13 protein-coding genes are annotated in these 14,991 nt (G+C 37.9%); 10 read left to right on the top strand and 3 right to left on the bottom strand.

Features of this window, described 5'->3' with window-relative positions:
- Positions 1–23: 23 nt before the first annotated feature.
- Positions 24–1,163: a helicase HerA domain-containing protein gene (locus FH971_RS20460; RefSeq protein WP_206194417.1), complete on the bottom strand. Its 1,140-nt coding sequence runs from the start codon at positions 1,161–1,163 to the stop codon at positions 24–26.
- On the bottom strand, positions 1,160–2,425 hold the full coding sequence (locus FH971_RS10945) for an SIR2 family anti-phage-associated protein (RefSeq protein WP_140234316.1): 1,266 nt from the start codon (positions 2,423–2,425) through the stop codon (positions 1,160–1,162). Before FH971_RS10945 ends, FH971_RS20460 begins: the two co-directional genes overlap by 4 nt.
- Before the next feature lie 321 nt (positions 2,426–2,746).
- On the opposite strand from FH971_RS10945, the gene FH971_RS10940 reads away from it, so the two are divergent.
- The 4 genes from FH971_RS10940 (at position 2,747) to FH971_RS10920 (ending at position 6,884) form a co-directional block, all read left to right on the top strand.
- Complete coding sequence (locus FH971_RS10940) at positions 2,747–3,535, top strand: hypothetical protein (protein WP_140234315.1); 789 nt, start codon at positions 2,747–2,749, stop codon at positions 3,533–3,535.
- 1,001 nt (positions 3,536–4,536) lie between these two features.
- The gene (locus tag FH971_RS10930; RefSeq protein WP_140234314.1) at positions 4,537–5,406 is read left to right on the top strand and encodes a DUF2971 domain-containing protein; all 870 of its coding nucleotides are present in this window, start codon (positions 4,537–4,539) and stop codon (positions 5,404–5,406) included.
- Positions 5,407–5,548: 142 nt separating this feature from the next.
- A complete protein-coding gene (locus tag FH971_RS10925; RefSeq protein WP_140234313.1) occupies positions 5,549–6,187 on the top strand; it encodes a hypothetical protein in 639 nt (212 codons plus the stop codon).
- Positions 6,177–6,884 carry a class I SAM-dependent methyltransferase gene (locus tag FH971_RS10920; RefSeq protein ID WP_140234312.1) on the top strand — a complete coding sequence of 236 codons (708 nt, stop codon included), beginning with the start codon at positions 6,177–6,179 and terminating at the stop codon, positions 6,882–6,884. The genes FH971_RS10925 and FH971_RS10920 overlap by 11 nt, the downstream gene beginning before the upstream one ends.
- A 196-nt stretch (positions 6,885–7,080) precedes the next feature.
- Here FH971_RS10920 and FH971_RS10915 read toward each other — a convergent pair whose 3' ends face one another.
- Positions 7,081–7,557 (bottom strand): hypothetical protein, encoded by a 477-nt coding sequence (locus FH971_RS10915; RefSeq protein WP_140234311.1) that lies wholly within the window; start codon positions 7,555–7,557, stop codon positions 7,081–7,083.
- A gap of 1,289 nt (positions 7,558–8,846) precedes the next feature.
- On the opposite strand from FH971_RS10915, the gene FH971_RS10910 reads away from it, so the two are divergent.
- The 6 genes from FH971_RS10910 (at position 8,847) to FH971_RS10885 (ending at position 14,507) form a co-directional block, all read left to right on the top strand.
- The gene (locus tag FH971_RS10910) at positions 8,847–9,647 is read left to right on the top strand and encodes an FRG domain-containing protein (RefSeq protein WP_240778498.1); all 801 of its coding nucleotides are present in this window, start codon (positions 8,847–8,849) and stop codon (positions 9,645–9,647) included.
- 507 nt (positions 9,648–10,154) lie between these two features.
- Complete coding sequence (locus FH971_RS10905) at positions 10,155–10,838, top strand: hypothetical protein (RefSeq protein ID WP_140234309.1); 684 nt, start codon at positions 10,155–10,157, stop codon at positions 10,836–10,838.
- A gap of 578 nt (positions 10,839–11,416) precedes the next feature.
- Positions 11,417–11,821 (top strand): hypothetical protein, encoded by a 405-nt coding sequence (locus FH971_RS10900; RefSeq protein ID WP_140234308.1) that lies wholly within the window; start codon positions 11,417–11,419, stop codon positions 11,819–11,821.
- 89 nt (positions 11,822–11,910) lie between these two features.
- Complete coding sequence (locus FH971_RS10895; protein WP_140234307.1) at positions 11,911–12,660, top strand: DUF4145 domain-containing protein; 750 nt, start codon at positions 11,911–11,913, stop codon at positions 12,658–12,660.
- A gap of 393 nt (positions 12,661–13,053) precedes the next feature.
- The gene (locus FH971_RS10890; protein WP_140234306.1) at positions 13,054–13,905 is read left to right on the top strand and encodes a hypothetical protein; all 852 of its coding nucleotides are present in this window, start codon (positions 13,054–13,056) and stop codon (positions 13,903–13,905) included.
- Between the two features lie 101 nt (positions 13,906–14,006).
- Positions 14,007–14,507 (top strand): hypothetical protein, encoded by a 501-nt coding sequence (locus FH971_RS10885; protein ID WP_140234305.1) that lies wholly within the window; start codon positions 14,007–14,009, stop codon positions 14,505–14,507.
- The last annotated feature ends 484 nt before the right edge of the window (positions 14,508–14,991 follow it).

The following is a 14,991-nucleotide window of genomic DNA, read 5'->3' as shown; positions in this document are numbered from 1 at the left end:
AGAAAGCTGTTGGATAATTTTGACTAATGGCAGAACATTACTGAAATTAAATGCATCCCTTTACTTTTTCCACCATTTCTAGAATCATATGCAATGGAACCGAATTCAGAAACTAAAGCTGACAGTGATTTAAACGGGGGCCAAACAGAGGCTGGAGCTATAAGGTTAGACCTTAATTGCCCAAGCCAATAACCAAGATTCTCTTGTTCCTCTTGCCTGCAATCATCTACAAGTTGAAACCATTTATCTTGTGTACCTGTCCAGCTAGTATCTTTATCACTTCCAACAGTAACCATATGAAGAGATTTAAGAGCGTTTCGTAATGCAGGTAACTGTGTCTTGTCGCTTGGCCTTAACAACTTGATTAACCCAGCATAACCCAAAGCCTGATAGGGTATTTTATGATAGGTTGGGTATTTACCGTCAAAAATAGGAGGTGCCGGCACAGGTTCAAATATAACTGAACTAGTTGTAGAAGATGGAGTACTACCCAAAATGGTTTCTTTCACTCGTTTTTGACCAATAAATGCATCAGCATATTCACCATTTATATCGAAAATAACGAGTCTAGATTTTTTAAATTTTTCACGTATTCTTTGTGATAACAGTGCATTAAAATTTGATTTTCCATAACCAGTACTACCAAGAACAGCCAAATGTCTAGAAAGTAGAGAGTTGAGACCAGCATTGATCCTCGTCGTTTTAGTTCTTGAGTCTCGCCCTAGTTCAATAGTGGAGTCTTTTTCATCTTCATTTACGCCATAAATAGTTTCTAGATAGTCGCTCGACAGGGGAATCGCTTTTGCTCCTAATGTTGGTAATTTCCAGTTTTCGGGTATAAATTTTCGAGTTTCACCCTCCAGAAATACATAGCCAACAGAATATGCAATGAGTTGCCTTAGAGGGGTATCTGTTACATTCATTGTACCGACATTAGAAGAGTGAGCCTTGTCTGGGTCAACAAATGCCATGTCAGTGACTCTAGCAATAACAAGGTTAGTACCTGCATCTAATCCGATTAAATCACCAGGTTGAGAGACAGAACTTACTCCCCGTCTGTGAGAGGCTAATTTCCCTTTGTGTCCCTCAAGTAAGTTTATGCGAATTTTTGTTCCTTCAAGAGCTACAACATACCCAATGGAGTCGACTGTTTCTATGCTCATATCTGATTGCCACTTTGAACTAAATCATTAATTGCGGCTACAAGATCTTGTGTGGAAGTATCTCTAGGGAATAACACAGGCTTTGGAATATATTTAACAAATGAATTGAAGTAGGCCTTGTAATCTCCGCCAACAATTGTAATTTGGTTTAATGACAGTGATTTAAGTTTTTTGATGCATTTTTGTGCTTCGTTTAATTTAGCTGTATCTGTCGATATTGTATCCAGATCAGGATAGAAAATAACAATATGTAGTGAAGGATTGAGAAGAGCCCCAAGAATTATTCGATTGATATGATAGTCACCAAAGCCATATCCATTTACAAAAATGGCTGTTTGAGGTTTTGATAGGAACTCACTAAACCTGCGAAACATCTCACCGTATACAAAACCGATTGTGTGGTGATATTTATTGGCACCAGGATAAATTAAGAATTGCTTATCATATACAGGTTCACCATTTAGCAATGGATCAATATAACGGCTCTTCGCTAGAGCTGAAGGGATCTCTTTAATATCACTGTCATGTTCTTGAACCCAAGACAGGGAGCCATGCAGTTTATGCAAATAGGCATGATAGTGCCCAAATCTGGCCTCACCTTTTGCATTGACGTTTCTAAAGCTCAAGTCAAAATTTTGAGGTTGAAAAGTTCTTGTGTGAAGCCCTGAAAATCCATTCACAAGTTGAATGCCTATTTCTTCAGCAGCCCACTCTAAGGAGAGATCATAGTTGGTGGTAAATAGCATCGGAGCGGCTTGACCTGGCTGGCGATTTGAAATTAATTTTTCAAGCAGTTCTCGATGATATTTGAATTGTTCTTGAGATCCTAAGTTCTCATTCCCAAAAGATTCTCGTTCTACCAACAGTGCAGCTTTAGTTACTGATTGATATAAACAAAGGAGAATTTTTTGAAGTCGCGTAACTGGTCGAAACTCTAGAGCAGAGTCGTCATTTAATGGTGCCATTTTTTTGTAAACCGATAAATATTGAGTTACTTGGTCTAAAAGTTGCTCAACATTTACATCTTGATTAGTGATATTTTCTTGAGTTATGAGGTTAAAGTAGAGTAAATCATTGACTATGCTAGTTGAGCTGCTTATTGCATCAAGCCATACACCTTTCATTGTCATACCACCACATCCTGCTGATGCACCAGCACCTAGAAGGACACCTATGTTTTCTAATTGGCACAAAGAGCCTAAATGACTTTTAAAGTCTTTTTCAGATATAGGGCTACTGCCTTGGAAGATAAATTTACTCATTTTCGTTCCGTGATAACAATCAAATTATGTTATAAGTGTGCTTCTTTTGTAATCTTAATACAATGACTTATCTAACTCTTTAGTACCAATCGCGATTCAGGATAATGGACCTTATAGTTTTATGGCGATAGCGATGAGTGGGTATGTTTTCCAATAGGGTTTGAAGGTATTAACGCTGAATGCTCATATCATAAACAAGTGCTCCTCATTAGTTCATGATCATGCTGGGCGTACACAAGCCGTTCAAGCAGGACAAATAACAGTTGGCTCAACGGGGCGTTAACCGCCAATTATAGTATTTGGTCAAATCTTAGAGAAACTATGTCAAACTTTAGAATCAAAAGACCCAATTTCCCCAAATGGGCACCTACATCAGTCATAGCTGAGTGGGAAGAAAAAGCTACTGAAGTAGAATGTTGGTATCATAAATTTCCTATGCTTGAGCCTGAAACTGACGATGCTGATGTATTGGATCGTCTTCTAACTTATGAAGATATGAAAAGTGTGTGGGAGCGGTTACCAAAGTACAATATTAAACCCACACTGTTTTGTTCAATGGTGCAGCGTTCCTTGTTGTTCTTGGATATGAAACCCTACAACCTCACTCCCAAGGAATACTCTATTTGGCTAATTGAGGTTAGGGAAACCGCGTTAAAGTTAAAACAACTAGTTCAGCATAGTGCTTATGATCGTATCTATCAGGAGCAATACTTGGTAAAGAGACAAAAGCACATGCTCGGCAGTGTCCTAGCGCACTCTTTCAAAATACTAGATCCAGCGACAGATCCAGAACAACATAAGAAAACGAAACCATTTTATGAGTCATGGCCAGATCTATTGCCTAAATTGTTGAGTGATGCTTTATCCGACATAGCTAAAACGGACTCAGATGATGATATAGGCTTCGCTGGTGCTAAATCTTCAACATCAGTGAAGTTGGATAAACCGAATCATCCAAATGCTAAACGTAGCTATTTTGTTCGCAAGTTGACACAATTGCTTAGAGATCAAACAGGCCAACCTTTGCGTGATATCGTGACGATTACTACAGCCACGGTTTTTGACACTCCAAATTTAACTGAGAGGCAAGTAATTAGAATGGCACCCTGACACTATTCTTCTAATTTTCGTTTTTAGTGTCATGTCTGGTAGCGGATAGAACTACTTATCCTGTTCTAACTTTCACAACAGGATTGAAAATATGAAAATTAAAGTATCAGTTAGTTTAAGCATTAGTAATCAGTCATTGTTTCGTATGTATCAAGTAGCTCGCATCGTATTTATGGCAGTATGTATGTTTATCTAAGCATTGCGTATTTGGCTGCTAACAAACTTCTTAAGAGGGGCTTTACCTATTGAAATTTTAATCCGAAACTCACATGTTTGGGGTAAAATTCTAACTCGGAAATGTCCGTGCGAGTGTGTCAGGGTAGCTTAGACATAGGAAACTAAGTACATATTCAGTTGACCCAATTTTAGTAATGCTACAGAGTGACTACTGTATCGTTTGCGATTCAAAGAGAAGAATTGATAATGCAGAATACTAAACTCAATATATTTCTCTAAATGTGACGCAACAGCACCAATACCTGATGAGTTAGCTGCATGGCTTGATACTGCTTCAATCGGAAATGAGATTCTTACTTATTACGAAGATAAGTCGCTGAATTCTGATAATGAGTATCGTGTAGCTTTAAAGAAAATGGGGGGGATTGTTCGATGCAATACCTAATACCGCAAAAGGTAATGAGCTTGAAAAATGGATTTCATTGGTTGAATCATATGAAAATGAACACTTCCCAATGTAAATCTCAGTTGTCCCGTTAGAGTTTGCTCAGGATTTCGTCAACTCTGGGTTCTAAATCGAATATGTGCGCGTACTTTTAAAAATTATTTGGTATTGCATATCTGTTGGCTCAAAATTAGACCTTCCTGCATAATCTGGGGTTAACATAAGTTGAATTTTAACAAGCTCACCTTTTGGTGAAGCGTTGCTGCGGCTCAGTTAAAATCAGTTTTGACTAGGCATCGGCCAAGTCCAACAAGCGATTTATACCCAGTAAACAGCACAACGCATAAATACTAAAACGTTAACTTTACAAGGATTACCGATGCTTTATCACTACACAAGTCTTGATGGCTTAATTGGAATTATTAATGGTAATAGTGTTTGGGCTAGTCACTGTAAGTATCTGAATGATTCAGTAGAATATATCCATGCGCTCAACTTTCCAGTTTCATTCTCAAATAATATTTATATAGATGATGATTATCTGGCCCCATTCGGATTATCTATCCGTAAAGCTTTAGATAAAATGGTACATAAAAACATTTATATTCCATCTTTCAGTGAAAAGCCTGATTTATTAAGTCAGTGGCGAGGATATTGCCCTCCCGGTCGAGGCATTTGTATTGGTTTTAAGCACGATATTTTAGAGAAGTACTGTCGCGAAAATAACTTGAATTTGAATAAGTGTGTATATAGTCAAGCTGAGCAAAGCAAAGCAATGAAAAAGTTAGTCGATCAGTGTGAACGAGAATTTCCAATGCCTGCTGTTACTAGAGCTGAATATGATAAATTTGAAATTAGTGAGAGAGTAAATCATGAAATAGATTATCATCAATACGTTATGGAAGGAGATGGTAAAAATCAAGCTGATACAGCATTGAATAATTTATGTGATTCAATTACTAAGTTAGCACCTCTGTTTAAAGATAATGGTTTTCATGAGGAGTTGGAGTGGAGAATTATTGTTGATAACCCTACTTCTGAGATTCAATTTAGAGCAGGTGTTAGCCATCTGATTCCTTATATTATGTTGCCTATTTTAAGTTTCTCAAAGGATGCTATTGGAGAGGTGATAATTGGACCTAACGCAAGCTCATACAGCTGTGTTAGCTCTGTTTTAATGTTACTAGAATCTAATGGATTTAAAGATGTAAATGTTAGGTGTTCAAAAATCCCATTTAAGAGTTGGTAAAGTTAATAAGGCATTTAAAACAGAACTAAAACAGCTGGTTAGTTTTTTTATTCGCTACACTTTATAACCAATAATTTTAGTCCGCTTAAAGCGGAATTAGAGTTCAAGTATTATCAAATATCAGCATTGTTAAAGGATATAAATGCAAAACCTAGTAAAATACACACTCTATCTCTTTTTATTAATTACAGGTCTAACTGCTGCTCTCACTCTCGTCGGCATTGGTTATTCTTGGTTTTTCTCGGAAGCCAAAGAGCTTTCTCATTTAAAGTGGTTAATTGGTTCTGTCATAATTGAGATGGTTGCAGTAGTTCTCATGCTTGCAAAAAAGGGGATGAAGTACCTACCTGATACACAAACTGATAAAGCAAAAAATGACACACTCAAGTTCATGGAAGACTTTATATCTGCCGGAACAAGTGCAACAGTTGTCAGTAATAGAGTTTCTTGGCTTGCAGGTAACGATAAACTTATATCTATTCTTCAATCTAAAGCTGCGAGTGGAACTCGTATTGAAATTATAACGCCTAACGAAGTTCCTGAAGCACTGAGAGAAAAACTGAATGGAGCGTTTTTTATAGTTACAAAAGAAAGCATTTCCCCAGAAGCTAGGTTCACTCTAGTGAATGGTGACCGAAGCGGTGCTGAAAGACTTGCTATTGCACGAGGTGTGCACCCTGACCATGAAATAACAATTTTTGACAATAATTCTGGCCCCCAAATAATTGCAATGGCGAAAGATATAATTAGAAAGTCAAAGGAGTTGGCTAATGCCACATAGATGGTGTAATTCGGCTCAAATACGTCGAGAGCAAATTGAGTCAGGTGCTGACCTAACATTTAATGAGGTATTTAAACCGCTTATCGTAAGTCGTATTCAGAGTTTTTCTCCTAGTAATGTTCTGGAAGTTGGCGCTGGCACTGGTCATATATCTTATGAGTTATTCAAGTTAGGTTTTCCAGTTACAGCAATAGAGCCTTCTCTAGGTATGTATAAAGTAGCTCAACACGTTTTGTCCTCAACGGACGTTAGATTGTTCAACTGTACTTCATTCGAGCTAGAAAAAGATAAGACTTACGAAGTTGCTTTCTCTCATCTTGTTGCACATGTTGTTGATGATTTGTCACGCTTCTTTGAATCGGTTGGGTTACATTTAGAAAAGAATGGTCACTTTATTTTTTCGATTCCTCATCCTTGTTTTTATAATGAATATAAGGCTTTTTTTGGCGATGAGTATAATTATATGGTGCCAATTACAAAGAACGTATCATTTTCCATCACCAAAGATCCAGAAAATATAATATGTGGTGTTCCTTATCATCATAGGCCTTTGTCAGACTACTTTAATAATCTGGTTAAGTCGGGCTTTGCAATTGACGGATTTGATGAAACTTATCCAGAAGATGAGATACAAGAAAAATATGGAGCTAGGTGGGAGACGCCCCGATACTGCCTGTTTACATGCAAAAAGCTCTGACAACCCATGTTCGGTGTTGTCGGACTGGTTTTCCGCTGCGCTCCAGACTTGGCGCAAATGCGGGCGTTATTAATAGCGATGAAAACTACAATTTATGAAATCTCAGCGCTTAAGTTTTTTTGTATAAATTTCATTTTTGAATAATTCTACTATTTGAACGCCGTATTAATCGGATTAAAATGCTTTATTATGTGCTCTATTCAAGTTCGTTTAATCTAGTTTTTATTTCATTTATTGCGTCTATTACTGCATTTTTGTAATCACCATACGTGCTTTCAGAAAGCTTTTCTGCGCGGTGAGCAATCTCATTTCGTTTTCTACGATACTTGCCATTAGAGTCCATGAGCAATTTCAACTTGGGCACATCCCCAAAGGCTTCTTGGATATAAGAAATATCTGGTATTGACGTTGACGTATAATCCGTTTTGAAATTTCTGATGTCTTTCGGTTGTTTACCGGAAGTTAGACTATTTAAATGTGAAATCCATTGGTTTAAAGAAACTTCAAGCTTTTTACGCATACCAATTGAAGCAATCGGCTTCATAATTTGCTCAACAATAGTCCATAACGCAACATACGACATTTCATATGATGCATTTTTTTCATAGTGCTCAGATAATGCAAAATGCTTTTGTTCCAACTCTAACAACTTTCCCGATATTTCTCTTATCATAGAGCCTCATTGAATGATCCTAGCACTGGCACATAACGTTTTAGTATTTATACGTTATACTGTTTGCATGGCATAAACAGTTCGTTAGTCGATACCTAGTCCAGATTAATTGGTACGACTTATGTTATAAGAATTTACTTTTTTTATGCAGGCTCTGGGCTGCTGAGTAGTGTCGAACTGATTGTTTGGCTTGACTTGTACATATTTTATTGTCGTTGTGGTGCTCCATCACATCTGTTTAAGTGTAGCTGATTCAATGAGGATTATATACTCTATTGAGCCCTCATTTAGCTCAGTGCAGCCTCTTAGTTTAAGCGGACTAAAAGTGTTGGCGAAACTGAGCCAATTGCTTTAGTTTCGTTTAAATTTCTTATAAGAAAAACAAAGTTAAGCACAGTTAAATAGAGCTTTAGTTCTTAGTAACTTTGGGGCTAAAATGTGTTCGCTTTTGAATCCATTTGGGGAAAGAAATGAGCCTAGACGTGTAAATCACTTACGCCCAAATATTGTTAGTTGTAAACAGTTATAAAAATGTAAGACGACAACTAGAAAGCCAACTTAGCGTCAATTAGAATACGCCTCATAGGTCATTATTTCATCATGTCCTTATATCATCAAGGACAAGCCATATTGGTACTCGCTACGCTCGCATCCTTGACAATACAAGGTCTGAAGAAGATTGGTTTAGTATGAGGTGTATGGATCACCCTGCGAAGTTCATAGTCCATATAGCTCAAATAATAGACGCCCTAATTGACGCGACATCTATGTGTTAATTGACGCGATATAAAAAACAACCTCATAGCCTCATTATTCTAATAAATCTAATCTATGTACTGCGTTCCGCTATTCACTATGAATAGTATCGAGCCGCCGTTGTTGGTATTTGCCCAAAAGATTAAATCCCAATACTACAGACTGATACGCGAGACGAAGGCGGTAACGCATGAGCAATAGATAACTATTTTGGTACTATATACTGCTATGAAAATAAGAGGGCAAAATGCATGCGGCCGCAATTACCGAAATGGTTTAACAAAGCCGTTCATCATCATTCTTTACTGTGAAGAGGACTAATGAAATATGAAAATACTAAAGCAGACCAATTGATTACCTTATTAACGATGAAAAAATGACTACCTCATAAAAGCAAATTCCTATAGCATAAAGCAGAGTAAATACATGGATGTGGCAGCGGCTCAGTGCACAAGTGGTTTGTGTTTTACAAATAGAATAAATACTAAGACGTTGTGATTATAAATAGACATCGGAGTGATTAATTGAGTAAAATGATATCTTCTATTGAAGAATATATTTCAATAACAACCTCTTACAATGAAGTTTGGTTTAGAGGCGTTGGTTCTAGTGATTACAAACCTCATCCGAGGGTCCACTGGAATCAGATAAGAAAACAAGAAGAGGAAAATCTGGTTTACGCATTCTTACGTGAACACTTTAAGTATCATGAGTCCTCAAATAGTAACCCTTGGTATCTTTATGCTTTAATGCAGCATCATGGTTTACCAACTCGCCTTTTGGATTGGACTAAATCACCACTGGTAGCACTCTTCTTTTCTTTAACTCAACCAAATAAAAATGGCAAAAACCCAAGAGTTTGGGTCTTACATCCATATGTCCTCAACGAAACTGTAACAGGTCTTAATAAAGTGTTTTGTCCTTCACAAATGGAAAAGCGCATATTGGAGACAAATAATTATTATGACCAAGATGATAGAATGTTAAAAAGTTATCCTAATGATTTAAAAATAAAGAAATACTATGATTCATACCTTCCAAGTAACCTATCTTTAGATGAGCAAACAATACTTTTTGATTACCCAATGGCTATTGAAACAATTCCTCTCGATAGCCGAATGGCTGCTCAACAAAGTGTTTTTACTATTCATGGTAGAAATACATTGAGTCTAGATGAGCAATTTTCAGAAAATGTGGTTAGTTATATTGACATTGATTATGGCGTTAGGGAGTTAATGATGGAAAAGTTGTACCGCTTAGGTATTGTCGAAGACACTATTTTCTGTGATCTTGACTCACTTTCAACTCGTCTTTGTCGAGAGCAAGGTCTGTGAACATATAAGCCTAACAACCTTATACAAAAGGACTTAAAAATGCTCAGCTTATGTTCTTTTGTCACTAATTTGAACCAAGTATTTATGCATCCATTAGTAAATCGTTAATCTTAATTCGCACTACTTATCGTATTCCGACTCGAAATTAAGCGTGAACTGACTTTTGTTTATACGAGGGTTTTGGATCTTAGCTCACTCATGACCCACTGTGATTGTAGAGCTAAAGCTCCATTTAACAGTGCTTCCCTTCTTTTTGATACAAAAGTTAATCGACTTGTAATCATTATTAACTCAATAGGTTGATATTAAAGTATATATTGATGAACAGTTATTCTTTGACCGAAATATTTATGCAACCTTGGTTCGTTTTCTAATAAAGCAATGCTTTATTGTTTTATATCAACAAGATAGTGGTTTTAGCGTAAAGTTTATAAATAAGTTAAGGGACCGCCTTTACTGTGCAACCCCTTCAACGCAGTTAAGTTTTTTTGAAATTAGGATATTCAATTGAATCATTTTTATTGGAAAGCATTAAAAATAAAGTGGTATATGCTTGGAGCACTTAGTAGCTTCACTTTGGCGTCTTTTTTTGTTTTTTTTACACAGTCAGAATCACCGCTATTGGCTCAATGGGGGCTGGTCATATTTCTAACTGTTGTTGGGGTTTCTCTTTTCTATGAGTGGTATAGCGCTCCCCAAAACACCAAGTGGGGCAAATTTTGCAATACAATATTTCAGTCTAGCTATCAAAGAACTAAGCACTTGAGTCAGGAGCAGGCGTTGTTTGATATAAAAACTCTATTTGCTGCTTTAGTTGTGATCTTTGTAATTGGTCTTCTAAGCTGGATTTATCCATCTCAAACTTTCTGGTTTAAATGGATAATCACTATTTTAAGTGGTGTAATTGGTTCATATTTATTTAACGAGGAGTTCAAATCATCTAAGGAATTTGAGCAACGCTACTTATTTTCGTTTTCTATTATAGTGTTTACCATCACGGTGGTATTTGTGTATATGCTCTCAGATTTTGGGGTTAAGTATGGCGAAGATATACACGAGTTTCCCATCTTTATAGTTACAATTGGTGCATGGTTTTCAACTGGTGTTGTTGGTGCTGTCTTGAGGGCTTCTTATCAACGGTTGCGTGATAAACGGACTGCCCCTAATAACCAAAATAATAAGGATGCGTAAACTAGCCACTGTTTTAGGTATTCGCTCTAGCTCTTTTTTGTCCAGGTACGGCTTAGAGCGACCGCTCTAAGTCGTTATTGCCCCAAAGCTTGTTTCAAAGTTAAAAATGCAAGTAGGGCAAATAAAGCTTTGGCTATAGAAAAGCTAATGTGATGAGGTTACTTTCAATCTAGAAGTCATGCCCATCCGATCTTTCAAAAGCCTGCCAATACGCTTGTCAGGATAGCATCTCCCTCAAGACGGAGCGGAATGACCAACAACGAAAAGCAGCCTGCCTTATAAGCGCAAGCCTGTGAGAGGATGTGATACGAGTGTCAGCCTGAATGCGGGGGCCAAAAGGCTGTCAACCAAGTTCAATAATCAGTCGAAAGTCAGCTTGACAGAATGAGAAAGCTAAAACAATATCAAGTGATTACCCATCGAACTGTATAAAAAACAGCTATCGTATAAAAGCAAATTCCTATAGCATCATTTATACCAATTGACACGGATGTGGCAGCGGCCGAGTCCAACAAGCGATTTATGCTCTGCAAACAGCGGAGTGCATAAATACTAAGACGTTATGCATCAGGGAAGCTATGAGAGACGATTTAGAAAAAATTAGAATCGCATTTGAGAAAGTGGATAAGTCGAATCTCCCTATAACCTTCAGCAATTTCCCTCATGGGGCTTGTGGAGACACCTGCGAAGTATTAGCTGAAATTCTTTTAGAGCTTGGTCACGGAACTTTTCAATATGTAGCTGGACGCCGTGAAAATGGTAATAGCCATGCTTGGTTGCAGCGTGATTCAATCATAGTCGATATTACGGCAGACCAATTTGATGAAATATCTGAACATGTATACGTAGGGTCTTTAAATGATTGGTATAGGTCATTTGAAGTTCAGCAGGAGCATGAGGCTGGCTACAGTAGGTTGGGCGCTCGCTCAAGAGCTGAACTTTCAGGTGTTCATTCAAGAGTTTTGGCCGTATTAAATGCATAACAAACAAAGACAGCATCGCTTTGCGGGCTGGACGCGCTAATGCGAACCGCTGCTTTGGGTGTTAGGCATTACGAAAAATTTGAGGATATATGCAAGTATCAAGAAGAAGTAAGTTTTCCTTAGCACAGCTGTTGAGCGTGCTAGATAAGCCAACAGTTTTTGTGATTTTCGATAAATTTGGTTTTACTCCACAAGCAGTAGCATCTCCAACAGGGATAGCTGATGAGCTACTCTCTGCCTCCGACACGCTTTTATCTGATATTATTTTAGAGATTGTACATACAGCGAAAACGTTAAGAAATAAAACCAGTCCTAAATATCAGTTCGATGATCAATTTAGCATACTGGAAAAATCTTTACTTCTTGATGGATATCAAATTGAAGGTAACTCAGTTAAAGCGCTAGACCCTAATTTTGTGGGAAAAGAACCAGTTGAAGATGCTTTGATTAAGGAAGTTCAAGAGTCATCCATCGTAAACAAGCAAGACATTGTAGATGCTATAAAGTGTTCAGCTGATGATTTTGTAAAAGCACAACCAGACTATAACGGTAGTTTAACTAATATTCGTATCGCATTAGAAACACTAGTTAGAGAAATTGCTTTCGATAAAGGCTTCACGACAACAAAGAATGGTAACACTTGGGGGCCTTCACTTAATTACCTTAAAACGAATGGTTTTATCGACCAAAAAGACGAGAACGCTCTTTCTTCTGTGTATACATTTATTAGTAATGGGGCTCATATACCCTTAGGATTTAGTCAAGAAGAGTTTGTTCGTCTTGGGAGAAATTTATGCTATTCAATGTGTTACTTTTTTATCAAGAAGTTTAATGCCTAACAAGAGACTGTTCAAGATGGATTCGCAACGCGTGGCATTTTCACTATGCGTTGATTTAATATATCGCGTCAATTAACACATAGATGTCGCGTCAATTAGGGCGTCTATTATTTGAGCTATATGGGTTGTGAACTTCGCAGGGTGATCCATACACCTCATACTAAACCAATCTTCTTCAGGCCTTGTATTGTCAAGGATGCGAGCGTAGCGAGTACCAGTATGGCTTGTCCTTGATGATATAAGGGCCTGATGAAATAATGACCTATGAGGCGTATTTTAATTGACGCTAAGTTGGCTTTCTAGTTGTCGTCTTACAACGCATTTTTACTGTTCTAATGAGGTAAGTAAGCGCGCATTCGCACTATACAAATGTAAAGTGAGGCCAGATATAAAATGGAAAATTACATCTCAGAATTACAAGTAAGGCTTAGTGCATGCACAGCCAGAAGTCGGGATAGGCTAGAATATGCCTTCTATCTGACCATCAAATGTGATGATCTTTGTAGCTTGTACTTTGAGCACTTGAACAACACAGGCATTCGAAACAAGATAGTCAGGCATTTAAAAAATAGGGCAGGTGCAAACCAAGATAAAATTCCGCCCTGGTTTTTAGATAAGCTTATGCAAGATTTCTACGGAGCGGAGGGCCGCCACCGAATATCTCTAGGCACGGCAATCAAAGAGCTCTCAACGTTGTATAGCCAAGACAAAATAAAGACTTTTATCGAGTGGCAGATTCTATCGCATGGCATTCTCGACAGGAAACGAGCATTTGCCCTTACCGCAGTGCACTATGACCCAGACTTAGAAACCCTGCTGCTAAATTCGTGGTCTACATTTGGAGATGCTGGTTCGTTGGATGTGCTAGTAAAGCATGGATCAGACGAACAGCTAGCTCAGCTTTTCCCCGCTATATGGGCTTCAGCGCACGTCAAATCCTATATTCGCTATGTTGCTTTGAAGCGTGTGGCTAAGTTTGACTTCTCAAAGGTTGAATTTATAAAAACGGAGAGGCCTGTTTCTTATTTATCTGCTTGTGTTGCGGCAAGCAAAGATATTAGTGACGATTTTATCCTAGATGCTGCAAGATCGGTGGATTCAATCAATGATCTTGGATACATAGTTTGGTGCGCAGGCAAGCTCGAAAAAAGAAATGTACTTGATCATTTAATGGACGAAATCGAGGCAATTGAAGCAAAGATTCCACTAGAGTTCTGGGAACCGGAGTTCTATGGCGTCGCTTAACGAAGCCAAACACGGCGCCAGTTTTTCATTTCGGCTCCACTTTTACACGGCAAAGCTGCGCGTACTGGCAGCGTCAACGGTTTATTGGGTTTGGAGTTTAAATGACACAAAACGAATTAGTACAAGAAGTTCTATATATGGCTGAAAACATAACTCAAAACTTCAAACCAGTAGATGGTAGCTGTTTGTATATGAGCGCCATCCTAGCAGCAATGATTAATGACCATTTGCCTGTAGCGACTCGATTTGTGACGGGAAGTTTGTCTGTCGCAGGTTCTAAAATATTTGCTCATCACCCTATTAAACCAAAACTAAATCAAAAGTCAGGATTAATCGCACAATGGGATGGTCACGCTTGGGTTGAAGTTGACGATTTGATTTTTGATTTATCAATATTTCGAACAGTCTTTTCAACAGCAGCTTCACCTCATATTCAGACCCTCTTTGAAGAGAGATTTGATCGTGGTACGGCTTATTTAATTGGGCAAAATCATAAGCTAATCGAAATGGGTGTAGAGTATACCTCACTAGAACTATTGTCTGACGATGACGCGACCATATTTATACAAAATGCCGATAGGATTGGGTTGATAAACGGTTAAAATATTTGGTTCAGTGTAAACTTTATTTGATTACCATATATTCATAAATCCCACGACCTACCTTTAGACTCTTTGCACTAGCCCATTTCTGTCCAAAAATGAGCCAGTGAATCACTCTAAGACAGACTGATTCACTGAACCAGACTTGCCTAGTCTGGTTCAGGCGCAGAACCTAGCCATTGTGCATGGATTTTAGTGGGCAATTGGGGGGGGCAAAACTTGATTCGAGAATACTTGATTAAACTAATGCATGCCTGCTTTTTGAATAATATTTACTAATGTTAAGAGTTAGCTCAGTCTAAATGTTGATATATAGGGTTGAGGCGTCGTAAATCAAGATCATTAATCAGCCAAAAGTGCGCCTAATCGAATTGTAAAGCTAAAACGATATCAAGCAATTACCTATCAAGCCGTATAAAAAACAGCTACCGCAAAAATCCAAATTCATATAGCATCATTTATACCCGTTTACATGGATGTGGCA

The organism is Shewanella polaris (genome assembly GCF_006385555.1).
Lineage (GTDB): Bacteria > Pseudomonadota > Gammaproteobacteria > Enterobacterales > Shewanellaceae > Shewanella > Shewanella polaris.
The sequence above is the reverse complement of the archived record's forward strand: the minus strand, read 5'-3'. Positions and strand labels throughout refer to the sequence as shown.